The 26,795-nt window shown below is 73.3% G+C and carries 18 protein-coding genes; 10 read left to right on the top strand and 8 right to left on the bottom strand.

Going from position 1 to position 26,795, the window contains the following annotated elements; all coding sequences use genetic code 11:
• Window positions 1–96 precede the first annotated feature (96 nt).
• The gene (locus tag IE257_RS21995) at window positions 97–1,365 is read left to right on the top strand and encodes a sensor histidine kinase (RefSeq protein WP_189971192.1); all 1,269 of its coding nucleotides are present in this window, start codon (window positions 97–99) and stop codon (window positions 1,363–1,365) included.
• 495 nt (window positions 1,366–1,860) lie between these two features.
• On the opposite strand, the gene IE257_RS21990 is transcribed toward IE257_RS21995, so the two are convergent.
• Window positions 1,861–2,367: an SUKH-3 domain-containing protein gene (locus IE257_RS21990; RefSeq protein WP_189971190.1), complete on the bottom strand. Its 507-nt coding sequence runs from the start codon at window positions 2,365–2,367 to the stop codon at window positions 1,861–1,863.
• Between the two features lie 2 nt (window positions 2,368–2,369).
• Window positions 2,370–2,948, bottom strand: coding sequence for a YwqJ-related putative deaminase (locus tag IE257_RS21985; protein WP_229920571.1), 579 nt, complete (start codon window positions 2,946–2,948; stop codon window positions 2,370–2,372).
• A 231-nt stretch (window positions 2,949–3,179) separates the two neighbouring features.
• Between IE257_RS21985 and IE257_RS21980 the strand changes: the two genes are divergently transcribed.
• From IE257_RS21980 to IE257_RS21970, 3 genes are all read left to right on the top strand, one after another.
• Window positions 3,180–4,175: an SMI1/KNR4 family protein gene (locus tag IE257_RS21980; protein ID WP_189971188.1), complete on the top strand. Its 996-nt coding sequence runs from the start codon at window positions 3,180–3,182 to the stop codon at window positions 4,173–4,175.
• Window positions 4,176–4,182: 7 nt separating this feature from the next.
• Window positions 4,183–6,717 (top strand): SUKH-4 family immunity protein, encoded by a 2,535-nt coding sequence (locus tag IE257_RS21975; protein ID WP_189971186.1) that lies wholly within the window; start codon window positions 4,183–4,185, stop codon window positions 6,715–6,717.
• A gap of 131 nt (window positions 6,718–6,848) precedes the next feature.
• Window positions 6,849–7,721, top strand: coding sequence for a DivIVA domain-containing protein (locus IE257_RS21970; protein WP_189971184.1), 873 nt, complete (start codon window positions 6,849–6,851; stop codon window positions 7,719–7,721).
• Window positions 7,722–7,924: 203 nt separating this feature from the next.
• On the opposite strand, the gene IE257_RS21965 is transcribed toward IE257_RS21970, so the two are convergent.
• Both IE257_RS21965 and IE257_RS21960 read right to left on the bottom strand, forming a co-directional pair.
• Entirely contained in the window at window positions 7,925–8,572 is a 648-nt protein-coding gene (locus IE257_RS21965; RefSeq protein ID WP_189971183.1) for a DUF4232 domain-containing protein, read from the bottom strand.
• 169 nt (window positions 8,573–8,741) lie between these two features.
• On the bottom strand, window positions 8,742–9,629 hold the full coding sequence (locus tag IE257_RS21960) for an alpha/beta fold hydrolase (protein WP_189971180.1): 888 nt from the start codon (window positions 9,627–9,629) through the stop codon (window positions 8,742–8,744).
• Between the two features lie 81 nt (window positions 9,630–9,710).
• On the opposite strand from IE257_RS21960, the gene IE257_RS21955 reads away from it, so the two are divergent.
• Entirely contained in the window at window positions 9,711–10,274 is a 564-nt protein-coding gene (locus tag IE257_RS21955; protein ID WP_189971178.1) for a CGNR zinc finger domain-containing protein, read from the top strand.
• Between the two features lie 8 nt (window positions 10,275–10,282).
• Here IE257_RS21955 and IE257_RS21950 read toward each other — a convergent pair whose 3' ends face one another.
• Both IE257_RS21950 and IE257_RS21945 read right to left on the bottom strand, forming a co-directional pair.
• Window positions 10,283–11,149 (bottom strand): hypothetical protein, encoded by an 867-nt coding sequence (locus IE257_RS21950; protein ID WP_229920570.1) that lies wholly within the window; start codon window positions 11,147–11,149, stop codon window positions 10,283–10,285.
• 90 nt (window positions 11,150–11,239) lie between these two features.
• Complete coding sequence (locus IE257_RS21945; RefSeq protein WP_229920569.1) at window positions 11,240–12,856, bottom strand: MFS transporter; 1,617 nt, start codon at window positions 12,854–12,856, stop codon at window positions 11,240–11,242.
• Window positions 12,857–13,196: 340 nt separating this feature from the next.
• Here IE257_RS21945 and IE257_RS21940 point away from each other — a divergent pair, with 340 nt between their 5' ends.
• Together IE257_RS21940 and IE257_RS21935 are read left to right on the top strand one after the other, a co-directional pair.
• On the top strand, window positions 13,197–13,973 hold the full coding sequence (locus tag IE257_RS21940; RefSeq protein ID WP_245385273.1) for an ABC transporter ATP-binding protein: 777 nt from the start codon (window positions 13,197–13,199) through the stop codon (window positions 13,971–13,973).
• Window positions 13,970–16,552 (top strand): ABC transporter permease, encoded by a 2,583-nt coding sequence (locus IE257_RS21935; protein ID WP_189971176.1) that lies wholly within the window; start codon window positions 13,970–13,972, stop codon window positions 16,550–16,552. Before IE257_RS21940 ends, IE257_RS21935 begins: the two co-directional genes overlap by 4 nt.
• 119 nt (window positions 16,553–16,671) lie before the next feature.
• On the opposite strand, the gene IE257_RS21930 is transcribed toward IE257_RS21935, so the two are convergent.
• Window positions 16,672–18,078, bottom strand: coding sequence for a DUF2079 domain-containing protein (locus IE257_RS21930; protein ID WP_372453083.1), 1,407 nt, complete (start codon window positions 18,076–18,078; stop codon window positions 16,672–16,674).
• Window positions 18,079–18,290: 212 nt separating this feature from the next.
• Here IE257_RS21930 and mfd point away from each other — a divergent pair, with 212 nt between their 5' ends.
• From mfd to IE257_RS21915, 3 genes are all read left to right on the top strand, one after another.
• A complete protein-coding gene (gene mfd / locus IE257_RS21925; RefSeq protein WP_189971174.1) occupies window positions 18,291–21,824 on the top strand; it encodes a transcription-repair coupling factor in 3,534 nt (1,177 codons plus the stop codon).
• 243 nt (window positions 21,825–22,067) lie between these two features.
• Window positions 22,068–22,652, top strand: a complete 585-nt coding sequence (locus IE257_RS21920) for a hypothetical protein (RefSeq protein ID WP_229920568.1) — start codon at window positions 22,068–22,070, stop codon at window positions 22,650–22,652.
• Entirely contained in the window at window positions 22,649–24,157 is a 1,509-nt protein-coding gene (locus IE257_RS21915; RefSeq protein ID WP_189971170.1) for a serine/threonine-protein kinase, read from the top strand. Before IE257_RS21920 ends, IE257_RS21915 begins: the two co-directional genes overlap by 4 nt.
• Here the strand turns inward: IE257_RS21915 and IE257_RS21910 are convergent.
• Window positions 24,141–26,552, bottom strand: coding sequence for a YfhO family protein (locus tag IE257_RS21910; protein ID WP_189971168.1), 2,412 nt, complete (start codon window positions 26,550–26,552; stop codon window positions 24,141–24,143). The genes IE257_RS21915 and IE257_RS21910 overlap by 17 nt on opposite strands.
• Between the last annotated feature and the right edge of the window lie 243 nt (window positions 26,553–26,795).

Here is a 26,795-nt window from a genome sequence, read left to right as displayed (position 1 = left end):
TCGATCGGCGGACGATTCAGTCGTAGGTGCGATTACCCCGGGTTTCCGGGAATTCCGTTCGACCGTGTGCGGAGGGTGCTGCGTACGCTGGACGGCATGACCAGTACGGGGGAAGTGGAAGGCCGCGCTGGGCCGCCTTTGTGGTGGGCGCGGCGGCGGGATGCCGTGGGGGACGTGGCGCTCGGCGGCGTGTCCGCCGTGGAGTGTGCGTGGGAGGGCGTGGCCTTCGCCGGAGAGGCGGGGCTGCCGACCGCGGTCGGGGTGCTGTTCGGATTCGTGGTGGGGGCCACGCTCGTCCTGCGCCGGCGGTGGCCGATCGCCGTGGTGCTCGTGGGGATCGCCGTGTCGCCGGCCGCGATGGGGTTCCTGCTCGCGGTGGTCGGGATGTACACGCTGGCCTCCTCCGAGGTGCCCCGGCGGATCACGGCCACGCTGGCCTCGATGTCGCTGGCCGCGACCTTCGTCGTGATGTACCTGCGCACCCGCGGGGACGTGGAGGCCGACACGACGCTCGTGGTCGTGCTGTCCGGGTTCGTCGCGGTGGCGCTGACCGTGCCGCCGGTGCTGTTCGGGCTCTACATCGGGGCCCGGCGCCGGCTGATGGAGAGCCTGCAGGAGCGGGCGGACTCGCTGGAGCGGGAGCTGTCGCTGCTGGCGGACCGGGCCGAGGAACGGGCCGAGTGGGCCCGGACGGAGGAGCGGACCCGGATCGCGCGGGAGATGCACGACGTGGTGGCCCACCGGGTGTCGCTGATGGTGGTGCACGCGGCCGCGCTGGAGGCGGTCGCGGTCAAGGACCCGGCGCGGGCCGCGAAGAACGCGGCGCTGGTGGGGGACATGGGCCGGCAGGCGCTGACGGAGCTGCGGGAGATGCTCGGCGTGCTCCGGGCGGCGCCCAAGCCGGCCGTGGTGGACCCCGTGCCGGCCGTGGCCGTGGCCGTCGCGGCGGTGGCGTTCGCGGGGGGCGCGGAGGACGGGCCCTCGCTCGACGCGCTGGAGGTGCTGGTCGGGCAGTCGCGGGCGGCCGGGATGACCGTGGAGATGCTGGTGCACGGCCAGGGGGCGGCGTACGCGGCGGAGGTCGAGCAGACCGCGTACCGCGTGGTGCAGGAGGCGCTCACCAACTGCCACAAGCACGCTCCGGGCGCGCGGGTCGTGGTGCGGCTCGCGCACCGGTCGGGTGAGGTGGCCATGCAGGTGGAGAACGGCCCGTGCGACGGCAAGGCCACCGAGCCGGGGCTCCCCAGCGGGGGGAACGGGCTGGTCGGGATGCGGGAGCGGGTGCTGGGGCTGGGCGGGGTGTTCGTGTCCGGGCCGACGGACGCGGGGGGCTTTCGCGTCTCGGCGGTCCTCCCGACGGCCTAGCCGGGCCGCCGGCGTTCCCTCGGCGGGGCGGGCGGGTCTGCGTCGTCCTGCGGACCGGGGTCCGGGGTCCGGGGGCGGTGCGGACCGGGGTCCGGGGTCCGGGGTCCGGGGGCGGTGCGGGTCGGTCCGCGGGGCCGGGGAGGGGTGTCTCCTCGGCTCGGCGCGCGCGGGCATGTCTCGGCTGTCCCCGGCGGTCGCGCGCTCGTCCTGCGGGGACACCCCTCCCCGTCCCCGCTCCCCACGCGTGGGGCAGCGCCCCGCACCACCCGGCCCCGCCGGCGATTGAGGCGCGGGGTCCGGGGAGAGCCGCAGTAGCACCGACCGGCGGGAGCTGGACCCCGCAGAGCCCCAGTACCACCGACCGGCGGGAGCTGGACCCCGCAGAGCCCCAGTACCACCGACCGGCGGGAGCCGGACCCCGCAGAGCCGCAGTAGCACCGACCGGCGGGAGCCGGACCGCGGAACGTTGGTCGGGGTCGGCAACGCCGGCGGGAGCTAGGTGGTCAGGCGGGTGGGCTGGAGGCCCGTCAGGAGCAGGGTGAGGGCCTCGTCCACGGTGGGGCCGAGGAACCAGTCGCCGGTGTGGTCGATGCCGTAGACGCGGCCCTCGCGGTCGAGTGCGAGGTGGGAGCCGCCGTCGGCCTCGACGCCCAGGGGGCAGAGCTGGGTCGAGAGGGCCCGGCCGAGGTCGGCGAAGGTGCGCGCGAGGTGGAGTCCGGTGAGCGGGTCGATCCGGACCGGCGTCGGGGAGATCTGGCGGCCCGCGCCGTGCGCGGTGACCGTCAGGCCGCCGAATTCGGCCCACGCCTCGACGGCGGCGGGGAAGACGGTGTGCCGGTGTCCGGCGGGCGTGGTGTGGTCCCGGAGGGCGTCGGCCCAGTACTCGGCCTGCTTGATGTCCCAGCGGCCCGGCTCCCAGCCGGCGGTGCGCAGGGCGGAGTCCACGGCGGCCGGGAACCGGGTGGCCGAGGAGCGGTCGTAGGAGGCGGATGCGGTGGTCATGGCTACTCGGCTGGGGTGAGGTCGACGGAGCGTACGCCGAAGTGGGCGAGGAGGGCGTCGCAGGAGCGGCAGGGAGGGGCGTAGCTGCCGTGGAGGGGATCGCCGTCCTCGCGGATGCGGCGTGCGGTGATCTTCGCGTGCTTGAGGGAGCGGCGGGCCTCGCTCGGGGAGAGGGGCTTGCGGGAGGCGCGCCGGGAGCGGGCTCCCTCGACGGCCGTGAGGTGGCGGGAGAGCAGGATCGCCTCCGGACACCGGCCGGTGAATCGTTCGCGCTGGCCGCTGGTGAGGGTGTCCAGGAAGTCCTGGACGAGCGGGTGGAGCACCGGTGGCTGATCGGCCTTGCCGGCGGTGCCGGTGAGGGTCTCGCCGCGTACGGAGAGGGCGGCGGCGACGGTGGGGAGGATGCCGTCCCGGCGGAACCGCAGGACGGGCACGGCGGGGCGGCCGTCCGTGCTGCTCCAGCGCAGGCGGGGGTCGCCGGCGGGACCGGCGGCTTCGCCGGCCGGGGCGGGCGCGCCGGGTGCGCCGGGTGCATCCGGCGCGGTGTCGCCGGAATCTGTGCGTGTTGCCGTGTTGTGCATGGTCGCGCTTTTCCCTCCCGTGGCGGCGGTGGTGACCGCTGTCGCGCACGCCCCCGTGCTGCGGGGACAGCCTGTCAAACGTCACCTGTCATGCGGAAGTGGGGTCGAATATTCGTATCAATTCGGATGTTCCTGGCCCTCGGGCGGGTGCGCCGGTCGGGCGAGGGTGAGGCTCTTGCACCAGCGCATAGGCTGTGGTGAACCAGCCAGATCCAGCAGGGGGCTACCGCCATGACGACAGGTCGGCTCGGGCAGCAGGCCGCGCCACCCAACGCCGCTTACTCGGGGCAGGTCGTGCATTTCCCGGACCCGGTCCGGGCAGCTCGGCATCCCCACGGGGTGCGGATGGACGGCAACGGGCATCCGGACTTCTCCGCCTACGCGCGCGCGGCCGTGGAGATCGCCGAACCGCCGGAGGGCTTCGGCGTGGACGAGCTCCGGTTGACGGACTACGTGTCCGCGAACGCGGCGATGAAGGCCGCCGGGCACGAGCTGTGGGACACGGTCGGGCCGGTGGCGACCCCGCACGGCTGGACCTGGCACCACGTGACCGGTTCGCGGCGCATGGAACTGGTCCCCGTCGAGGTGAAGGCCCTGCTGCGGCATCACGCGGGCCTGACGACGGCTCCGGTGGACCACGACAAGCGCGGTACGCGGCCGTTGCAGGAGGTGCGCCCGGCGCACCTGGGACTGCCGAAGTCCGTGGTGTCGGTCGCCGAGGAGCAGGTCCAGGGCGTCGAGGAGGACCTCGGCTACCGGCTGCCGGAGGCGTACCGCTCGTTCCTGAAGGCCGCGGGCGGCTGCGCACCGGTCGGTGCGGGCCTGGACGTGGACCTCGGTGTGCTGGTGGACCAGCCGTTCTTCACGGTGCGCGAGGAGGCGGCGATCAACGACCTCGTGTACGTCAACAAGTGTCTGCGCGACCACCTCACGAAGGACTACCTGTGCGTGGCCTTCGCCCAGGGCGGGCTGATCGCGCTGAAGGTCAAGGGCGAGGGCATCGGCTCGGTGTGGTTCTCCCCGTACGACGATGCCCGCGACCGGGACGGCTGGTCGGTCCAGGAGCGCGTGGAGCGGTTGCTGCTGCCGTGCGGAGCTGATTTCGACGCCTTTCTGGAGCGGCTGGCGGGTAACCCGCCGGAGCTGGAGACGGTGGCCGGTCTGATGGTGGACGGCGGATTCGCACGTTCGGTTCCGGTGTCGGGTTCGGCACCGGTGGAGGGGTGAGCGCGCGATGGTGACGTTTGCGCAGGCGCAGGAGCGCGCCGAGGAGTGGATCAACGGCGACGTGCCCGCGTACCAGCACCGAGAGGTGCGCGTACGGGAGTTCGGGCTCGGATTCGTGGTGTGGGCGGAGGACCGCGCGGCCGGTCCCGTGTCCGGTGGTGGGCGGCAGCGGCTGGTCATCGCGCGGGACAGCGGGGAGGTGACGCTGTGGCCGGGACTGCCGGTGGGTGAAGTGATCCGCCGGTACGAGGAGGAGTACGGGGCCGTGCCGGCGGCTGCGGAGGCTTCGGTCCCGCCACCGCGGATCGATTCCGAGCAGACGTCGTTCATGCTCAGCCCGCCCGAGTGGCTGCAGGAGGCCGCGGACCGGGCCGGGATCGCCCCGAGGTCCGCGCCGACGCCGGCTCCCGATCCGGCGGTTGCGGCTCCGGCCGCCGCGGGTCCCGGTCCGGCGGCGCCCGCCGACGCCGCGGCCCCCGCCGCGCCCGTCGAGGCCGTGCCGCTGCGGCGCGGGGGCGAGATCCCGTACGAGCCCACGGCCAACGACGGGGTGCCGGCCGCCGTGCCGACCGGTGCCACGCCCTGGGCGGGCACCGATGTGAACTCCGGTGCGGAGGACGCGTCCGTGCCGCTGCCCGCGACCGTGTTCGCGCCGCCGCTGTCCGGGTCGGACCTGGAGGACGCGCCGTCGTCCGGGGTGGCCCCGGAGGCGAAGACCACGCTGATGGCGGGCGGCAGCCAGCTGCCGAGGACCGCGATCGTGCCCGCACTGGAGGCGCCGGACGGCGCTTCCGCGGGCGGTTCGGCGGGCGGTTCGGCGAACCGTTCCGCGGCGAGTGACATCGCGGACGCGCCGACCAGCAAGGCCCAGGTCTCCCGGCCGTCGACGCCGCCGGGTCCGCCCGCGGCTCCCGGTGCGCCGGGTGCTCCGGGTGGCGGGCTCGATCATGCCGCGACGATGCTGGCCGGCCCCGGTGTTCCCCAGCCGCCCGGTCCGCCGGGGGCTCCCGGGTCGCAGGGCCGGGGGATCGACCACGCCGCGACGATGCTCGCCGGTCCGGCCGTCACCGGCCGGCCGCCCGCGCCGCCCGGCCCGCCCGGGGCTCCGGGTGCTCCGGGTGCTCCGGGTGCTCCGGGTGCTCCGGGTGCGGGTCAGCCGCCGGCGCCGCCCGGTCCGCCGGGGGCTCCCGGGTCGCAGGGCCGGGGGATCGACCACGCCGCGACGATGCTCGCCGGTCCGGCCGTCACTGGCCGGCCGCCCGCGCCGCCCGGCCCGCCCGGGGCTCCCGGCGCCCCGGGTGCTCCCGGTGCTCCTGGCGCTCCCGGCGCTCCCGGGGGTGGGGCCCACCACGCCGCCACCATGCTCGCGGGTCCCGGCGTACCGCAGCCGCCGGGTCCGCCCGGTGCGCCCGCGGCTCCCGGTGCGCCGGGTGCGCCCGGTGGCGGGCTCGACCATGCCGCGACGATGCTGGCCGGCCCCGGTGTTCCCCAGCCGCCCGGCCCGCCCGGTCCGCCGCCGGGTGCGCCCGCCGGACCCGGCGCGCAGCCCCCGGCCCCGACCGGGGCGCCCACCGTCGGCCCCGGCTACCAGGCCGTGCTGCGCTACCGCGCGCCCGACGGCTCCGAGCAGCAGCTCATCCGCCGCTCGGCGCCCGGCACCCCGCACCCGGAGTGGCAGATCCTCTACGAGCTGCGCGCCATGAACGTGCCGCCGCAGCAGGTGCTGGAGCTGCACACCGAGCTGGAGTCCTGTGAACTGCCCGGCGGTTACTGCGCCCGGATGATCCGGGAGACCTGGCCGCAGGTGCGGATCACGAGCGTGGCCCCGTACGGCAAGGACCACGCGGGCCGTCAGCAGGGCATGCGGCACCTGCTCACCCACCAGGGCGAGCTGCACCAGGTGGCGGACGGCCCGGCGCGCCCCGCGCCGGTACGGGCGCCGCTGCCGCAGGTTCCGCTCCAGCCGGCGATCCCGCTGGAGGCGATCGGACAGGAGCTGACGGCCGCCTTCGGACCGCAGGGCGTGTTCCGCTTCGACCAGCGGGCCGTGTCCCGTCAGGGTGTGCCGGAGATCGTGGCGCAGACGCTGATGTGGTCGGGTCTGCCCGTCGATTTCGGGCCGTTCTTCTGGGCGCAGGCCGTGCCGGGCCAGCCGGTGCCGACGCTGGCCGAGCTGGCTCAGCAGCGGCAGGTGCAGCCGGCTTCGGACGCGGGCTCGTACCTGGTCATCGGCAGCGACTTCGGCAAGGCGCTGTGCGTCCAGTACGGCACCGCGCACATCGTCGCGGTGCCGGTGGAGGGCGGTCCCGGGGGCGCTCCGGTGCCGCCGCAGTTCGTGAATTCGAGCCTGCCGCAGTTCGTACGGTCCCTCGCGATGCTGGGTCACATGTGGCGGCTGCGCCAGCATCTGACGCCGGAACAGGCCGGCCGCTGGACGGTCGATTTCCAGGCAAATCTGGCGGGGCTCGACAGCGCGGCGCTGTCCTCGCCGGAGAGCTGGTGGTCGGTGCTGCTGGAGCAGATGTGGGACGGATTGCTCTGATCGGTTGATCGGATGATCGATTGGATGGCCGGGTCGGGACCTTCGAACAGGGTCTCGGCCCGGCCATTCGGGCTTCCGGGAGCAAATGACGCATCCTTGACGGGAATCCCCGCGAGAGAGGCGCATCCAGGATGAGTGCACCCATTGCGACCGTGCGCGGTCGCGGCTACCGCATGGAAGAGGTCGACCGGTATCTCGCCCGGCTCTCCGGGAGCCGGGACGAGGCCTGGGAGCGGGTGGCACGGCTCACGGTCCTGGCCAAGCAGATGGAGGCGGAGGCGGCGCGGCTGCGGGAGGCGGTCTCCGCGCTTGCTCCGCAGACGTACGACGAACTGAGCGAGCGGGCCCGCCGGATCCTGCTGCTCGCGGAGGAAGAGGCGGACGCCGTACGGACGGACGCGCGGGTGGACGCCTCGGCGACGCTCGGCGCGGCAGAGGCGCGTGCCGACCGGGTGGCGGAGCTCGCCCGGGGCGACGCGGAGGCGGTGCGCGAGCAGACGGAGGTCCGGGCCCGGCAGGGGCTGCTGCGGGCGCAGCGCGAGGCGGACGACGCGCGGGCGTCGGCGCGGGAGGACGCGGAGCAGTGGCGGGCGCAGGCGGTGGCCGCGCTGGCGGAGACGCGGCGGCGGGCGGAAGCGGAGCTGGCGGAGCGCGAGCAGGAGCAGGCGGAGCGCTGGGAGGCGGCGGAGCGGGAGCTGGTGGCGCGCGAGGCCGAACTGGACGCGCGCCATGCGGAGCTGGAGCGGTACGCCGAGGCGCGGTCGGCGGAGGCGCGGCGGGGCTTCGCGGAGGCCGAGGAGTCGGCGCGGCACGGGCAGGAGGACGCGGAGGCGCGGGCCGCGGAGCTGGTCGCGGGGGCGCGGGTGGCGGAGGAGCGGATCGGGCGCGAGACGCGGAGGATCCTGCGGGAGCACGGGGAGGCGGCGGAGGAGATGCGGGCGCACATGAACCATGTCCGGTCCAGCCTGGCGGCCTTGACGGGGCGGGCGCCTGCGGAGGGCTAGGGCGGGTGCGAGTGCGGGGCCGGTGCTGTGCGGGTCCGCTGCTGCCGTGGCGCGGCAGGGGTTCTGCCGGGGCCGGTGCCGGGGCGGGGTGTCGTCCGGGACTGCACGATGTATGGCGCCCTGGGCGGAGTGGTCCGTACGGGCTCGTGCCGCGCCAACACTTCACTTTCCACGTCCCGGCCGACACCCCACCCGTCCCCGTCCTAGCGGGTGCCGGACCTGAAGAGGAAGTCCTCGATCGCGCGGACGTCGCGGTTCCAGTAGGTGACCCGGGCGTTGGTTCCGACGTTGAGGGAGCCGATCTCCTTGGACAGGGCGACGTCGAGCATCGAGGACTCCCTGTTGCTGTTCAGGGCGCGGTCCTGATAGCCGATGGACACCGCGTCGATGGAGACCGTCGGCTCGCTCCCCCGGAAGAGGAACAGGCCCGCGTACGCCTTCTCCTTCGGCCCGATCGTGGCGACCGCCTGAGGTGCGGGCCCCATCGCATCGATCGGGCCGTCGATGACGGCGCCGAAGCCGATGTACGGGTAGTGGTAGAGGGTGCAGGTCTTGTCGGTGAAGTTGGTGGCCGTGATGAGCAGGTGCTGGCCCGAGTCCTGACGCCAGACCGATGTGGTGATGCTGAGGTCGTTGTCGTTGCACGCCACCGTGCCCGTGGCCGTGCCCGTCGTCGGGCCCGTGGTCGAGCCCTCGGTGGGGCTGTTCGTGCCCGCGGTGCTCGGTCGGGCCGAGGTGACGGAGGGGGCGGGGTTCTTGGTGTCCGCGATGCCCGGTTTGCAGGCCGTGGACGAGAGGAGCGCGGCGAGGGCCGCGGCTCCGAGTGCGTAGGTTCTCCAACTGGTGTGCAAGGTGGCCCCCGTGTGCGCGTGGACTGGGCGATCGCTCGGTTCATTCCCCGGCGGGAGCGGCGACGAGTCGCTTCTGACGGACCGTTACGGACTCAGTACGTGAAGGTGACTCTTCCGTTCGTGTTCCGTACGCCCGGTCCCCGACCGGACGGTGGGGAGTGCCGGGAGGTCACCGGTTCTCCGCGACACGGTTGAGGAAGTCCTCGATCAGCGGGGCGATCTGCGGCAGGTGGGATTCCAGGGCGAAGTGGCCCGCGCCCTCGAAGATGTGGACCTCGGCGTCCGGGGCGTCGCGGAGGTAGGCCTTCGCTCCCGCCGGGGTGAAGAAGGGGTCGCCCGCTCCCCACACGACCAGCACCGGGATCCGGGCGGAGCGCAGCCACCCCTGCCAGACGGGGTAGTGGGCGAAGTTCGAGGCGTAGTCGAAGGCCAGGTCGGCCTGGGCGTCCGCGCGGCCCGGCAGGCCGAGGTGGTGCACGTCGAGGGTCCAGCTGTCGGGGGAGAGGAGGTCGGGTTCGGCGACCCCGGTCCCGTACTGGAAACGGGTGCCCTCCAGGGTGAAGAGGCCGCGGACGCGCTCCTCGTTGCCGGGGACCTCGCGCCGGAGGCCGGCGAACTCGCGGGCCGCGTCCGAGAGGCCCTCCTCGTAGGCGTTGCCGTTCTGGACGATCAGGCCGGTGACCCGTTCCGGGCGGCGGGTGGCGAGCCGCAGCCCGACCGGGGCGCCGAAGTCGAAGACGTACAGGGCGAAGCGGTCGAGTCCGAGGGCGTCGGTGAAGCCCTCCACCACGTCGGCGAGCCGGTCGAAGCTGTACGTGAACCCGGCCGGGGTCTCGGTGCGGCCGAAGCCGGGGTAGTCGGGGGCGATCAGGCGGTACGGGGTGTCGCCGAGCGCGTCCATCAGGCGGGCGAACTGGTGCGAGGCGGTGGGGAAGCCGTGCAGGAGCAGGAGTACGGGTCCGTCGGCGGGGCCGCTCTCGCGGTAGGCGACGGCGACTCCGTCCACGTCGACGGTGCGGTGCCGGATGGTGGGAACGGTGCGGCGAGCCGTGGTCATCACATGCCTCCTGTATCCTTGTTTCCATTAGTCTTGCCGGTGATCACTAATGGGTCAAGACCTTGGAGTAGCATTAGTCGGGTGACAGTGACCTTCCCGCTCACCGGTGAGCCCCTCGCGCTGGACCTCCTCAACACCGAGTCCGCCACGGGCGACCTCGTCGCCGACCCGGCCGGGCTCGCGGCCTGGCTGGCCGCGCAGGCGGGGCGGCTGACCCCGGTCGCGGCAGTGGGCGCGGCCGAGGTGTCCGCCGTGCAGGCCGTACGGGAGGCAGCGCGCCCGGCGCTCGACGCGGCGCGGCGCGGGGAGGGGCCTCCTGCCGGAGCGCTGCGCGTCCTGAACGAGGCCCTGGCCGCGGCGCCCTCGTACCGGGTGCTGGCCTGGACCGAGGAGGCCGGGACGGTCGCCTCCGCGTACCGCACCGCCGAGCCGGCCCGGCGGCTCGCGGCGGAGCTGGCCGAGGCGGCCGCGGAGCTCCTGACGGACCCGCGGGTGGGGCAGGTGCGCGCGTGCGAGGCGCACGACTGCGTCCTGCTCTTCCTGCCGGCGCACCCCCGGCGCCGCTGGTGCGTGGCGTCGGCCTGCGGCAACCGCGCCCGGGTGGCCCGGTACTACGCCCGCCACAAGGGCGACACCCCGGTTTGAGGAGGAGGTCAGCCCGCCGGGTGCCGGGCCGGGACGGCCGGCTTCGACGGGGACTCGTATCGGTACGGGTCGCTGCGCAGGCCCCGGGCCGTGACGACCACCGTGAACGGAGGTGTCCTCGTGGGATCGAGGGTGGCGGTGAGGGCGCCCTTGAGGGGGTCGGTCCCTGCCGGGAGGGGGATGTCGTCGACGGTGAGGAGGGTTGGGGTGCCGGCCGGGTCCGGGGCGAAGCCGCCGCCCTCGACCGTCAGCCGCCCGTCCTCCAGCGAGACGTGCGTGATCACCGGATTCGCGCGCACGGCAAGCTTGTTGACCAGGTACGCGCCCGCCGGGGCGCCCGTCAGGGCCCATATCTCGGCGGGCAGGCGCGGGAGTCCGCCGCCCACGTCCGCGAGGAAGAACAGCACCACGTACAGAATGGTGACCGCGCTGAGCGCGACGTACTGGAGGTCCACCAGGTCGGTGCGCCCGCTGTCGTTCGCGATCAGCTCCCGCAGGGGCCGGCGGCCGGAGTCGGTCGGCCTGGCGGCCGGCTTGGCCAGGGTGCCGTGCTCCACGCGCAGGCCGACGACGGCCTTCGCCGCGATCAGGGCCACGTACGGGCCGCCGAGCAGCGGCAGGTACACCGTGGTCAGGGTGGACAGCGGGCCGTCGGCGCCCCGGAAGTACGCGACCCCGCCGCCCGCGGTGAGCCCGTAGCCGAGGATCGCCAGCAGCAGCCAGAGCAGGATCACCGTCCAGGCGAGGGCGAGTGCCGTCGAGGTGGACAGGCGCCCGTCGCGGCCGGTGACGAAGCCCGGGCGGCGGCGGAGCCGCAGGCAGAGCGGGCCGGCCAGTGCGGCCAGTAATGCGAGTGCGCAGAGTGCGGATGCCATGGCGTGATCCCCCCGGAAACGGTCCTGCCACGAGGGTCACTGATTGGCCCAGCCATGACAAGCCGACCCTCCGTGCGCCGCCCGCTCCCGCTACTCCTGGCCCGGGTCGGGCAGGACGGGGAACCGGCGCGGGGCCACCAGCAACAGGACCAGGAGCGCGGCGACGGCGGCCGCCGTCGCGCCGAGGAAGATGTGCTCCACGGCGAGGGCCACGGCCTCGCGCAGGTAGTCGGCGGCGGCTCCGGGGAGCAGTTCGGGCCGTTCCAGCGCCTCGGCCACGTCGTCCAGGTGCTCCGGGAGGCCGGGTACGGGCGCCTGTGCGAGGCGGGCGGCGATGGTGGCGTTGGCGACGGCGGCGAGCAGGGCGGCGCCCACGCTCTGGCCGACCTGCCGGCAGAACAGCACCGAGGCCGTGGTGGTCCCGCGCTCGGCCCAGCCCACGGTGGACTGGACCCCGACGATCAGTGGGAGCTGGAAGAGACCGAGGGCGCCGCCGAGCAGCAGCATGATCAGCGCGGGCTGCCAGGGCCGGGCGGGGTAGGGGAGCAGGGTGAAGGAGTAGAGGATCAGCGCGGCCAGGCCGATCCCGACGGCCGCGGTGTTCCGGAAGCCGATGCGCCGGTAGACGTGCTGGCTGCAGGCGGCGGAGACGGGCCAGCTCAGGGTCATCACCGACATGACCAGGCCGGCGCCGACGGGGCCGAGGCCCAGTACGGACTGCGCGTAGGTCGGCATGAACACCATGGGCGCCACCATCAGCAGGCCGAGCGCCCCCAGGGCGAGGTTGACGGCGGCGATGGTGCGCCGGCGCCACACCCAGCCTGGAAGAATCGGTTCCTCGGCCCGGCGTTCCACCCGGACCACGACGGCGGCCAGCACCGCGCTCGCGCACAGCAGGCCCAGCGAGGGCGCCGACAGCCAGGGCCAGGCGACCCCGCCCTGGACGAGCGCGAAGAGCAGCAGTCCGCCGCAGGCGAAGACGCCCAGCGCCCCCGCCCAGTCGACGGGCCCCCGGCGCGCGGGCGACCGTACCGGCTCCTTCAGGTGACGGGAGATCATCCACAGGGCGAGGCCGGCCAGCGGCAGGTTGATCAGGAAGATCCAGCGCCAGTGCGCGTACGAGGCGAGCAGCCCGCCGAGCGCCGGTCCGGCCACGGCCGAGGTGGCCCAGACGCTGGACATCCGGGCCTGGATCCGCGGCCGTTCGGCCAGCGGGTACAGGTCGGCGGCCAGGGTCTGGATCGTGCCCTGGAGGGCGCCGCCGCCCAGGCCCTGGACGAGGCGGAAGGCGATGAGGGCGGCCATGTTCCAGGCGGACGCGCACAGCAGCGAGCCGACGAGGAAGAGGCCGATGCCGAAAAGCAGGACGGGCTTGCGGCCGAAGGTGTCGGAGAGCTTGCCGTAGACGGGCAGGGTGACGGTCACCGCGAGCAGGTAGCCGGAGAAGAGCCAGGAGAAGACGGAGAATCCGCCGAGGTCTCCCACGATCTGCGGGACGGCGGTGGCGACGATGGTGCTGTCGAGGGCGACGAGGGCCATGCCGAGCATCAGCGAGGCGACGACCGGGGCCGCAGGGCGCGCGGCGGGCTTCCTCGGGGGTGCGCCGGCGGTCCCGTCCTTGGCCGAAACCCCCGCCCCGGACGTGTGGTCCGGATGCCCCGCGGGTGTGCCGTCCGGACTCGCGCCCGTGCTCTCCGCCGCTGCCACCGAGATTCCTTCCCCCTGCACGTAACTGCGGGGAACACCATCTCACCGCCCGGTGCCGGGCGGTATCCCCCAGGGTCGGGTACGCCGAAGGGTGCAGATCCCCTAGGGGTCCCTCCGCACTACGGGCCAGGGGCCGTTCCTCCCGTCGGAGGAGGTGGGGTGGCCCGATGTCTCCTTAACTGGAACCTACGCAGCAGGGCCGGGGGGTGGGGTTAACCCCCGGGCGGATACGGCGATGGGCACCAGCGCGCCGTGACCCCGTCCGGCGGAGACTCATGTCGGCGACGCGCACACAACGGACGCACGCATTCGAAGAAGGAGAAAGACCGTGACAACGGCTATGACCGAAACCAGGCACGGGGGTACTGGAGGGCATGCAGCCGTCGCGGCCCGGGCACGCAAGGTCGTCAAGGCCTACGGCTCCGGGGAGACGCGTGTCGTCGCCCTCGACGACGTGGACGTCGACATCATGAGCGGCCAGTTCACCGCGATCATGGGCCCCTCCGGCTCCGGCAAGTCCACGCTGATGCACTGCCTCGCCGGTCTCGACACGGTGACCAGCGGCCAGATCCACCTGGACGACACCGAGATCACCGGGCTGAAGGACAAGAAGCTCACGCAACTGCGCCGCGACCGGATCGGCTTCATCTTCCAGGCCTTCAACCTGCTGCCCACGCTCAACGCCCTGGAGAACATCACGCTCCCCATGGACATCGCGGGCCGCAAGCCCGACGCGGAGTGGCTGAACCGGGTCGTGGAGACGGTGGGTCTCGCCGGCCGCCTCAAGCACCGCCCGACCGAGCTGTCCGGCGGCCAGCAGCAGCGCGTGGCGGTCGCCCGCGCCCTCGCCGCCCGCCCGCAGATCATCTTCGGCGACGAGCCGACCGGAAACCTGGACTCCAGGGCGGGCGCCGAGGTCCTCGGCTTCCTGCGCCGCTCGGTGGACGAGCTCGGCCAGACGATTGTCATGGTCACGCACGACCCGGTGGCCGCCTCCTACGCGGACCGCGTCATCTTCCTCGCCGACGGCCGGATCGTCGACGAGATGTACGGACCCACCGCCGACCAGGTCCTGGACCGCATGAAGGACTTCGACGCGCGCGGGCGGACCTCATGAGCACCGTCCTGAAGACCTCGCGGCGCAACTTCGTCGCCCACAAGGGGCGGATGGCGCTCTCCGCCGTCGCCGTCCTGCTCTCCGTCGCCTTCGTCTGTGGCACCCTGGTGTTCACCGACACCATGAACACCACCTTCGACAAGCTGTTCGCCGTCACCAGCTCCGACGTGACCGTCAGCCCGAAGGAGGCCGCGGCGGGGGAGGAGACCCCCGAGCGCGGCCGCCCCGAGATCCTGTCCGGCGCGGCCGTCGAGCAGGTCCGCAAGGCCGAGGGCGTCAAGAGCGCCGAGGGCGGCGTCGTGTCGATGTCCGTCACGGTGGTCAACTCCAAGAACGAGAACATGGGCTCGACCACCGGCGCCCCGACCATCGCGGGCAACTGGAGCGACAACGAGCTCAAGTCCATGAAGATCACCTCGGGCAACGCACCGCGCGGTCCGACCGAGGTGATGGTCGACGCCGACACCGCCGAGAAGCACCACCTGAAGCTCGGTGACGAACTGCGCACCATCGCCATCACCGGCGACATCCGCGCCAGGATCAGCGGTATCGCCACCTTCACCGTGACCAACCCGGGTGCGGCGATCGTCTACTTCGACACCGCCACCTCGCAGCAGGCGCTGCTCGGCTCCCCCGGTTCCTTCACGCACGTCAACGTCACCGCCAAGGACGGGGTCGGCGACGAGCAGCTCAAGCAGAACATCGCCACGGCCGTCGGCGCGGACACGTACAAGCTGCAGACCGCCAAGGAAGCGGCGGACGCCAACCGCAAGGACGTCGGCTCCTTCCTCGACGTCATGAAGTACGTGATGCTCGGCTTCGCCGGGATCGCCTTCCTCGTCGGCATCTTCCTGATCTTCAACACCTTCTCGATGCTGGTCGCCCAGCGCACCCGCGAGATCGGCCTGATGCGCGCCATCGGCGCGGACAGCGGGCAGGTCCTGAAGTCCGTGGTCCTGGAGGCCTTCCTCCTCGGGATCGTCGGCTCGGTCCTGGGTGTCGGTGCCGGCGTGGGCCTGGCGATCGGCCTGATGAAGCTCATGGGCTCCATGGGCATGCACCTGTCCACCGACGACCTGACGATCGCCTGGACCACCCCGGTCATCGGCATCGTCCTCGGCGTCATCGTGACCGTCATCTCCGCCTTCGTCCCGGCCCGCCGGGCCGGCAAGGTCTCCCCGATGGCCGCGCTGCGCGAGTCCGGCACCCCGGGCGACAAGAAGGCCGGCGTCGTCCGCGCCGTCCTCGGCCTGGTCCTCACCGGCATCGGCGGCGCCGGGCTCTACCTCGCCACGGCCGCCGAGAAGGCCGGCCCCGGCTCGCTCTGGCTGGGCCTGGGCGTCGTCTTCACCCTCATCGGCTTCATCGTGATCGGCCCGCTGCTCGCCGCGGGCGTGGTCCGGGTGCTCTCCGGCGTCGTGCTGCGGCCCTTCGGGTCCGTGGGCCGGCTCGCCGAGCGCAACGCGCTGCGCAACCCGCGCCGCACCGGTGCCACCGCCGCCGCGCTGATGATCGGCCTCGCGCTGGTCGCCTGCCTGTCGGTGGTCGGCTCCTCGATGGTGGCCTCCGCGACCGAGGAGCTCGACAAGTCGGTCGGCGCGGACTACATCGTCAACTCCGAGACGGGTCAGCCCGTGCTGCCGCAGGCCGAGCAGGCCCTGCGCGCCACCAAGGGACTCGACCACGTCACCGCCTACCGCGAGGTGGCGGCCAAGGTCACCGCCCCCGACGGCACCACCGTGGAGGACGGGCTCGGCGCCACCGACCCGACGTACGCCAAGGACATCCGGCGCAAGATGGTCGCCGGCGAGCACGCGGCGGCGTACGCGGCGAACGCGATGTCGGTCGGTTCCGACTACGCCACCCAGCACGGCGTCAAGCTCGGCGACGAGCTGACGGTCGCCTTCACCGGCGGCAACACGGTCAAGCTGAAGGTCGCCGCGATCACCAGCGACGAGGGCAACCTCGACAAGGGCATGAAGTACATCAGCACCGAGGCGGCCCGGGCGAACGTCCCGGCCGACAAACTGCCGCTCCCCTTCATGCTGCTGGCCAGCGCGCAGGACGGGCAGTCGGACGCCACCGCGTACCAGTCGGTCAAGACGGCGATGGCCGAGTACCCGCAGTACAAGGTGCGCAACCAGACCGACTACAAGCAGGCCCTCAAGGACCAGGTCGGCCAGCTGCTGAACATGGTCTACGGGCTCCTCGGTCTCGCGATCATCGTCGCGGTCCTGGGCGTCGTGAACACCCTGGCCCTGTCGGTGGTCGAGCGGACCCGCGAGATCGGCCTGATGCGCGCCATCGGCCTCTCCCGCCGCCAGCTGCGCCGCATGATCCGCCTGGAGTCGGTGGTCATCGCCCTCTTCGGCGCCCTGCTCGGCCTCGGGCTGGGCATGGGCTGGGGGATCGGCGCACAGCAGCTGCTGGCGCTCCAGGGCCTGAAGGTGCTGGAGATCCCGTGGCCGACGATCCTCGGGGTGTTCGCCGCCTCGGCCTTCGTGGGCCTGTTCGCCGCACTGGTCCCGGCCTTCCGGGCAGGGCGGATGAACGTTCTGAACGCGATCGCGAGCGAGTAACCGCTCACGTTCGTTCGGGGGAATGCCGGTCCGGGACCTTCGGGTTCCGGACCGGCGTCGTTTCCGGAGGCATTCCGGAGGCATTCCGGAGGTATTCCGGGCGGGCTCCGGAGGGCGGTTCACCCCCGCTGCATCAGGACGATGCCGGCCGCCTCACCCACCAGGGTGAACTGCTCAGCGGGGTGGAGCTGGCGGGCGTAGCCGGTCGGGTCCTCGCCGGCCCACTTGGAGGAGTTGTCGATGGTGATCCAGTCGGGGACCACGCCCTTGCTGCCGCCGATCCACAGGACGCGGCAGCGGGAGGTCAGCCGGGTCAGCGGGGTGGTGTCCGCCTCCACGGTCGCTCCGTCGGGGATCCGGTCCAGGAGCTGCTCGATGGCCGTGACCCGCTCGGGCTTCTGGTACGTACGGGCTTCCGCGAACTTGGCCGTCGGCATGGCGGTCGCGCTCAGGGCGAGGGCGGCGGCGAGCACGGCGGTCGGCAGCTGGAGGGCGTACGAGCGCAGCCAGGGCCGCTCGCTGCGCCGGACGGTGTCGATGGCGTCGACGAGCGCGAGGGTCACGACCGGCATCAGTACGGCGCTGTAGTGCCAGTCGGTGGACCAGTAGTGGTCGTCCCCCGACAGGAACCGCCAGCCGAGGGTGGGCACGGCGACCAGGAGCAGCGGCGAGCGCAGGGCGAGCAGCCCGGAGGTGGGGATCAGTACCCACGCCAGGGTGGTCAGCTTGGTGCCGATGCCGCCGAGCGGACCCGCGCCGTCGATCTTGTCCCAGTAGCCGTAGCCCGCGGTGGCGAATGCCGGTATGACGACGGTGAACACCAGGACGGCGAAGACGCAGGCCGCGGCGGCGGAGCCGAGCGCGATCACGGCGATCCGCCGGTCGGTGGCCCTGGCCCGCCAGGCCACCACCACGGCCAGCGCGGCGAGGGTGAAGCCGAGGTCCTCCTTGACGAGGACCAGGGGCAGCCCCCACAGCAGGGCGGCCCGCCAGCGCCGGGCGAGCACCGCCTCCAGGGCGAAGGCCAGCAGGGGCACGGCGAAGGCGATCTCGTGGAAGTCGAACTCCACGGCCCGCTGGATGCCCCAGGACAGCCCGTACGCGATGCCGACGGCGAGCCCGCGGGCCCGGCCGAGGAACCGCACGGCGGCCCGGGTGACGGGCACGGCGGACAGCGCGAACAGCGCGGCCTGCACGACGAGCAGGGTCAGGGGCCCCGGGAAGACCCGGTAGACGGGGGCGACGAGCGCGATGATCGGGCTGAAGTGGTCCCCGAGGATGTTGGCCCCCGGCCCCTTCAGGTCGACGACGGGCTCCTGGAAGTGTGCGTAGGCGCGGATCGCCTGCTCGAAGATCCCCAGGTCCCAGGAGGCCCAGTCCATCCGCCGGAACCGTCCGACGGACAGGACGAGGTAGACGACGAACAGCCCGGCGGCCACCAGCCAGGGCGGTGCCCACGCGTACCGGTCCGGCTTCTCGGATGCCGGTACCACCGGCGCCGGGCGGGCTATCGCATCGCTCGTCACGGACTCGTGCTCCTCCGGGGAAGTCGTCTCCCCGGCGGAAGACGACGCGGCGAGCTCGGACAGTCACAACACGAACATCGTAAAGCGGCGCGAGGGGCGTCGTCGTAGGGTGGGAACCCCCGGCCCGTGCGACGTGTCGGGTCCTTCGCGTTGCCCGCTCCGCACCCCGCACCTTCACACCCGCAGACCTTCACCGGACGGAAAGCCTCTTCATGAGCCTGCACGGACTGCTCGACGCCGTCACCCGGGACGCCGCCCTCACCGAGGCGGTCTCCGCGGCCGGGGACGGCAAGCGCATGCACGTGGACCTGGTCGGCCCCGCCGCCGCACGGCCCTTCGCGATCGCCGCGCTGGCCCGGCAGACCGGACGGACCGTGCTGGCGGTCACCGCCACCGGGCGCGAGGCCGAGGACCTGGCCGCCGCGCTGCGCTCCCTGCTGCCGCCGGACGAAGTGGTGGACTACCCGTCCTGGGAGACCCTCCCGCACGAGCGGCTCAGCCCGCGCAGCGACACCATGGGCCGACGGCTCGCCGTACTGCGCCGCCTGGTGCACCCGAGCAAGGACGACCCGGCCGCGGGGCCGGTGAGCGTGCTCGTCGCGCCCATCCGGTCCGTGCTCCAGCCGCAGGTCAAGGGGCTCGGGGAGCTGGTCCCGGTCAGCCTGCGGCAGGGCGGCGGCGCCGACCTCGGGGAGATCACCGAGGCGCTGGCCGCCGCCGCGTACGCGCGGGTCGAGCTCGTCGAGAAGCGCGGGGAGTTCGCCGTGCGCGGCGGCATCCTCGACGTGTTCCCGCCCACGGAGGAACACCCGCTGCGCATCGAGTTCTGGGGCGACGAGGTCGAGGAGATCCGCTACTTCAAGGTCGCCGACCAGCGCTCCCTGGAGATCGCCGAGCACGGACTGTGGGCCCCGCCCTGCCGCGAGCTGCTGCTGACCGACGACGTACGGGAGCGGGCCGCGGCCCTCGCCGAGGCCCATCCCGAGCTCGGCGAGCTGCTGCACAAGATCGCCGAGGGGATCGCCGTGGAGGGCATGGAGTCCCTCGCCCCGGTCCTCGTCGACGAGATGGAACTGCTGATCGACGTGCTGCCCGCCGGGTCGATGGCCGTGGTCTGCGACCCCGAGCGGGTCCGGACCAGGGCCGCCGACCTCGTGGCCACCAGCCAGGAGTTCCTGATGGCCTCCTGGGCGGCCACCGCGGGCGGCGGCGAGGCGCCCATCGACGTGGGCGCGGCCTCGCTCCGCGGGATCGCCGACGTCCGCGACCGGGCCCGCGAGCTCGGCATGATGTGGTGGTCCGTGTCCCCCTTCGCCGCCGACGAGACCGCCGGCGGCAGCGACACCCTGAAGCTCGGGATGCACGCGCCGGAGGCCTACCGGGGCGACACCGCCCGGGCGCTGGCCGACACCAAGGGCTGGATCGCCGACGGCTGGCACACCGTCTACCTCACCGAGGGCCACGGCCCGGCCGCCCGTACCGTCGAGGTGCTCGGCGGCGAGGGCATCGCGGCCCGGCTGGAACCGGAACTGCGCGCCCTGGAGCCGAGCCTGGTCCACGTCGCCTGCGGCTCGATCGACAACGGCTTCGTCGACCCGGTGCTGCGCCTGGCCGTGCTGACCGAGACCGACCTGACCGGCCAGCGCACCGCCACCAAGGACCTCGGCCGGATGCCGACCCGGCGCCGCAAGACCATCGACCCGCTGACCCTGGAGGCCGGCGACTACATCGTCCACGAGCAGCACGGTGTGGGCCGGTACGTCGAGATGGTCCAGCGGACGGTCCAGGGCGCCACCCGCGAGTACCTGCTCGTGGAGTACGCGCCGGCCAAGCGCGGGCAGCCCGGCGACCGTCTCTACATCCCCACCGACCAGCTGGAGCAGGTCACCAAGTACGTGGGCGGCGAGGCCCCGACGCTGCACCGGCTCGGCGGCGCCGACTGGACCAAGACCAAGGCGCGCGCCAAGAAGGCCGTCAAGGAGATCGCGGCCGACCTCATCAAGCTCTACAGCGCGCGCATGGCGGCCCCCGGCCACACCTTCGGGCCGGACACCCCCTGGCAGCGCGAACTGGAGGACGCCTTCCCGTACGCGGAGACGCCCGACCAGCTCACCACCATCGCCGAGGTCAAGGAGGACATGGAGAAGTCGGTTCCGATGGACCGGCTGATCTGCGGCGACGTCGGCTACGGCAAGACCGAGATCGCGGTGCGCGCCGCCTTCAAGGCCGTCCAGGACGGCAAGCAGGTCGCCGTCCTCGTGCCCACGACCCTCCTCGTGCAGCAGCACTTCGGCACCTTCTCCGAGCGGTACGCGCAGTTCCCGGTCAACGTGAAGGCCCTGTCGCGCTTCCAGAGCGAGACGGAGTCGAAGGCCACTCTGGAGGGGCTGAGGGAGGGTGCGGTCGACATCGTCATCGGCACGCACCGGCTCTTCTCGCAGGAGACGAAGTTCAAGGACCTGGGCCTGGTCATCGTCGACGAGGAGCAGCGGTTCGGCGTGGAGCACAAGGAGCAGCTGAAGAAGCTCCGCGCCAACGTCGACGTGCTCACGATGTCCGCGACCCCGATCCCGCGCACCCTGGAGATGGCGGTGACCGGCATCCGCGAGATGTCGACGATCACCACCCCGCCGGAGGAGCGGCACCCGGTGCTCACCTTCGTCGGCCCCTACGAGGAGAAGCAGATCGGCGCGGCCATCCGGCGCGAACTGCTGCGCGAGGGCCAGTGCTTCTACATCCACAACCGGGTCGAGTCCATCGACCGGGCGGCGGCCAAGCTGCGCGAGATCGTGCCCGAGGCGCGGATCGCGACGGCCCACGGCCAGATGTCGGAGCAGGCCCTGGAGCAGGTCGTCGTGGACTTCTGGGAGAAGAAGTTCGACGTGCTGGTGTCGACCACGATCGTCGAGTCGGGCATCGACATCTCCAACGCCAACACCCTGATCGTGGAGCGCGGCGACAACTTCGGCCTGAGCCAGCTGCACCAGCTGCGCGGCCGGGTGGGCCGCGGCCGCGAGCGCGGGTACGCGTACTTCCTGTACCCGCCGGAGAAGCCGCTCACGGAGACCGCGCACGAGCGGCTCGCGACGATCGCCCAGCACACCGAGATGGGCGCGGGCATGTACGTGGCGATGAAGGACCTGGAGATCCGCGGCGCGGGCAACCTGCTCGGCGGCGAGCAGTCCGGGCACATCGCGGGCGTCGGCTTCGACCTCTACATCCGCATGGTCGGCGAGGCGGTGGCCGACTACCGGGCCGCGGTCGAGGGCCAGGTGGAGGAGGAGCCGCCGCTGGAGGTCAAGATCGAGCTGCCGGTCGACGCGCACGTCCCGCACGACTACGCGCCGGGCGAGCGGCTGCGCCTGCAGGCGTACCGGTCCATCGCCTCCGCCAACTCCGAGGCCGACATCAAGGCGGTCCGGGAGGAACTCACCGACCGCTACGGCAAGCTGCCGGAGCCGGTGGAGAACCTGCTGCTGGTGGCCGGACTGCGCATGCTGGCCCGGGCCTGCGGGGTCGGGGACATCACCCTCCAGGGCAACAACGTCCGGTTCGGGTCGGTGGAGCTGCGCGAGTCGCAGGAACTGCGCCTCAAGCGGCTCTACCCGGGGACCGTACTCAAGCCGGCCACCTCGCAGGCCCTTGTCCCGCGCCCGAAGGCGGGCAAGATCGGCGGCAAGCCGGTGGTCGGCCGCGAGCTCCTCGCCTGGACCGGCGAGTTCCTCACCACGATCCTCGGCTCCTAGCGCCGACGACGGCCGCGGCCGGGGACCTCGTACGTCCCCGGCCGCGGCCCGCACGACGGCGTGGTCACGGTGGAGCGAACCGCCGTGCAGCGAGCGTGCAACGGTTGCGTGCATCCCCTCACTCATGGCCGGGAACGCTGTATACCCTCAGACCCGAAACCTCTTCCGCACGGCCCGTCAGGAGCAGCGATGCACGGCCCCGGCCTTCAGCCGCAGCACGGCCCCCAGTCCAATTCCGGGGGTGTGACGGCATTGCGCGTGGTGTTCATGCTGCTGCCCATCCTCAGCTGCGGCTTCCTCGCCTGGGGGTCGATGCTGCGGCTCGCCCTGGTCACCCGCAAGGCCCGTGACTGGGCGCTGATGGTGGTCAGCGGCATCCTCGCCGTCGTGTGGATGACGCTGATCCAGATCGACCCCACGCCCGATGTCAACGGCTGGCAGGGCAACCTGGGTGCCGGTGGCTCGATCTTCACCGGTTTCGCGATCTGCGTGTACTTCCTCGTCGCGGACATCAAGCACCACGAGGCCCTGCGGAACGCGCCGACCGCCCAGTGGTACCCGCAGCAGGCTCCGTACGGGCACGTGCAGCAGCCCGGTCCCGCCTACGGGTACCCGCCCACCACGGCGACCACCGTGCCCTCCACCCCGACGTCGACGCCCACCCCGGTGCCCCCGCAGGTGCCGCCGCAGGCGACCCCGCCCCCGCGCATCGGGCAGGTCCGGGCCGAGCTCGACGAGCTCAGTGAGCTGCTGCGCAAGCAGACCCCGCCGGCCGGGGGCCCGCGGCACGATCCCCACCAGACCCCCTTCCAGGACCCGAACCGGTGACCGAACGCCTCATCGGCGACCGCTACCGGCTCGCGAGCATCCTCGGACAGGGCGGCATGGGCCAGGTCTGGACGGCGTACGACCAGCGGCTCGACCGCCGCGTCGCCGTCAAACTGCTGCGCCCGGACAAGGTTGCCGGCCCCGGCACCGTCGCCGAGGAGCTGCGCCGCCGCTTCGTGCGCGAGTGCCGGGTCACCGCGCAGGTCGACCACCCCGGCCTGGTCACCGTGCACGACGCGGGCAGCGACGGCGACGAACTCTTCCTCGTCATGGGCTACGTGGAGGGCGCCGACCTCGCCGACCACCTCGCCGAGCACACCCCGTACCCCTGGCAGTGGGCGGTCGCCGTCGTCGCGCAGCTGTGCTCGGTCCTGTCGGCCGTGCACGCGGTGCCGATCGTGCACCGGGACCTGAAGCCGCGCAATGTGATGGTCCGGCCGGACGGCACCGTGCTCGTCCTGGACCTCGGCGTGGCCTCGGTGATGGACACCGACACCACCCGCCTCACCAGCACCGGATCACCCATCGGCAGCCCCGCGTACATGGCGCCCGAGCAGGCCATAAGCGGCGCCGTGGGCCCGTACACCGACCTCTACGCCCTCGGTGTGCTGCTCTACGAACTGCTCAGCGGCAACGTCCCCTTCGTCGGCTCCACCGCCCTCGGCGTCCTGCACCGCCACCTCTACGAGCCCCCGGTCCCGGTCCGCCAACTGCGCCCGGAGATCCCGCAGGAGCTGGAGAAGATCCTGCTCCACCTCCTCGCCAAGGACCCGCAGGACCGGCCCGCCTCCGCCCAGGAGGTCTACGAGGCCCTGGCCCCGCTGCTGCCCGCCCGCGACGGCCGCACCCCGGTCGGCCCGCTCGACCCGACCCGGCCCTTCCTGCGCCCGCAGGCGCCCTGGCCGGACCGGGCCACGGCCGTCCCGCCGCGGCCGAGCACCCCGCCCGCGCCGCCGAAGGCGGATGTCCCCGGCGCCGTGGACGAGGCCCGCAAGCTCCTGGACCAGGGGCGGCTCACCCAGGCCGTGGACATCCTCGGCGGGATCCTCCCGGCGGCGGCCGCCGAGCACGGGGAGCACTCCCCGGTGGTCCGCTCGCTGCGCAAGCAGTACGCCGCCACGCTGATGGACGACGGCCAGTACCGCCGCGCCCTGCCGGAACTGCGCCGCCTCGCCGACGAGTTCCCGGCCGGCGACTCCCAGTCCCTGCGCTTCCGCTACGACGCGGCCCAATGCCTGGAGCAACTGGGCGAGCCGGCCGCCGCCCTGGCCGAGTACCGCTCGCTGCTCCCGTTCTTCGAGAACCACTACGCCAACCCGGACCCCGGCCTGCCGCTGGAGGTCCGCCGCCGGATAGCGCATCTGCTGCTCTCCCTCGGCGACCGCCAGGCGGCCCACGAGAACCTGGCCCGCCTGCTGTTCGACGCGGAACGGCTGCACGGCCCGGCCCACCCCTTCCCGGCCGAGATCCGCCGCACCCTGCAGTGGCTCAGTCAGGTCCGCTGAGGCCCGGCCGGCGCCGCCGCCCCGACACGAACAGCAGGACCAGGACCAGAGCCGCCGCCCCGGCGACGGCGGCCCCCGGGACCAGACCCGGCGGCCGGAACGTGCAGCTCACCCGGGTGGTGCCGGGGGCGAGCGGAATCGCCACCAGCCCCAAGTGGGCGCCGGCCGGGCGGTCGTTGCAGGTCCAGCCGGCGATCGCGGGCACCGAGAGGACCGCCGTGCCGGTCGTGCCCGGCGGGAGCGTGGCGTGGACCCCGGAGGAGCCGACCCGGACCGACGTCGCCGCCGTGGCCCGCAGGTGCGCCACCGCCCCGTCGAGCCGCGCCCGGTCCAGGCAGGACAGGGCCCACCGCGGGGGCGGGGCCGCGTCGAAGACCAGGGCCGAGGAGTCCCCGCGGGAGAGGCCCATCGGCTGGAGGGCCGCCCGGTTGCGGGGGGCGTTGCCGTTCAGCCGGAAGGCGGGTCCGTCCGCGAGGCGGGCCGTCGCGTTGTACTCCGGGGCCCACAGGTAGGCCTCCGTGCCCGCGCGGCAGACACCCGGCGCGAGCGGGTCCTCGTACACCCGGGTGCCCAGGAGTGCCTCCTGATTGGCGAAGGGGGAGTCGTCGGCGTACGCGAGGGGGGCGCCGGGCGGGCGGACCGTCACCAGCGGGGGCACCTGGGCGCGCAGGACCGTGCCGTCGGGCCGCAGGCGGGCGCCGACCGCGAACACGGCGTCCGTCACCGGGTTGTCGATGCTCTGGACGTTGCGTCCGCGCGAGGTCCAGCCGGCGCCGAGCGCGACCATCGTGCGGGTGAACACGTCCGGGGTGTGGCTGCTGTAGTACGCGCCGCCCTCGCCGCCGAGCAGCAGCGGGTCGTTGCCCGACAGCGCGGGCCGGCTCGGGTCGGTGCGGTACGCGGGCCAGCCCTCGGCGCCCGCCAGCGCCTCGGCGCGCGCGGTGTGCGCCCGCCCCCAGGACGGGTAGTCGTCCAGGCCGCCCAGCTTGCCCCTGTGCCCGTAGGCGGTGGTCGCGGCGGCCTGCGCCAGCAGGACCAGGGCCAGCAGCCCGGCCGCCGGCCGCGCGAGCCGGCGGTGGCGCAGCGCCCACCAGGCCGCGCCGGCCAGCACCAGCCCGCCGCCGAACAGCGCGTAGCCCGCCGCCGTCACCAGGGTGCTGTCGTGCGCCCACAGCACGGCGACCGCCAGTACGCCCGCACCCGCGGCCAGCGCCGGCGGCCGCGGCAGGCCCGCCGCCAGCCCGGTCCAGGCGGCGATCACGGTGATCCCGGCCAGTACGAAGGTCTGCCGGTACGGGCTTCCGTTCGGGGTGGCGAACAGGTGCCAGGCCAGGTGGGTGGGCGCCCACTGGAGGGAGAGCGCCACGGCCACGGTCAGCCCCGCCCACCACAGTCGGGTGCGTGGCGGGACCGCCCGGTGGAAGGGCAGCGCGGCCACCAGCAGCAGGGTCCCGGTGCCCACGAAGACGGCGGGGGAGGAGAAGGAGTACGTCCCCGGCAGCAGCCGGGCGAACAGGTCCGCCCAGGACACCGGAAGGAACTCCTTGACCCACCCCGGGTAGGCCTGCCCGGAGCTGAGGAAGAGCGGCAGGAGCACCGGCGCCGAGAGCGCGATCCCGAGCACGGTCGTCCCGGCCGCCCGCCCGATCACCGGCAGCCGGGTCGAGGCGCCCTCCCGGGTGAGCACCACCCGGACCAGCAGCACCAGCGCCGCACCCAGCGTCGCCATGTAGGCGGTGTAGAAGTTCGCCGTCCAGCAGACCGCGACGACCAGGGGCGCGAGCAGGATCCGCCGCCCGCGCAGGGCCCATTCTCCGGTCAGGCACAGCAGGGGGAAGGCGATCAGACCGTCCAGCCACATCGGGTTGTAGGAGGCCTCGATCACCGACCAGCCGCACAGCGCGTACGAGGCCCCCAGCAGCCCGGCCGCCCACCAGCGGCCGCGGCGCTGCGTGCGCAGCAGCCAGCACATCGCCGCCGCCGCGGCCGACATCTTGAGCACGGTGACGACGTACACGGCGAGGTCTATGTCCGCGCGCGGGAAGAGCCCGACCAGGACAGCGAAGGGGCTGGTCAGGTAGGTGCCCAGGTCCGGCAGGAAGCTCATGCCGTATCCGGAGCGCCAGTTGAACAGCAGCCCGCCCTCCGCGCGGCCGTGCAGGAGGTCCCACAGGTGCGCGTGGAAGGGGACGAACTGGTTGCCGAGGTCGTTGATGCTGCGGTGGCGCGGTCCGTACGGGAAGACGCGCGCGGCGGCGTCCCCGGCACACACGGCCACCGCCGTGAGGAGGGCGGCGAGCGCCGAGCCGAGCAGACTGCGCCGACGCGGCGAGGGGTGCGGGGCGCGGCGCGAGAGGTGCGGCGAGGGGCGCGGCGAGGGGTGCGTTGTCGACATGGTGGGCCGACCTTGGCAGCGCCGGGTGACCGAAGGGTGGCCTCAGGGTTGCCGGAGGCCGATCCGGTCGTTGCCCGGGGGCCGGGGTCCCCAGGATGGGTGACGGGTGGCGCGGCGGGTGCGCCGATGCCGGCCGACTCGCTTATGAACGGTGCGTGTTCGGTCCGCGTGTGAATCGTTGGTCGAACCGGTGGTCCGGATCACCGTGACCTCATAACATCGATCACCGCACGGCCCTTTGTG

Source organism: Streptomyces avidinii (assembly GCF_014650695.1).
Lineage (GTDB): Bacteria > Actinomycetota > Actinomycetes > Streptomycetales > Streptomycetaceae > Streptomyces > Streptomyces avidinii.
This window is presented reverse-complemented; position numbering and strand designations above follow the sequence as displayed.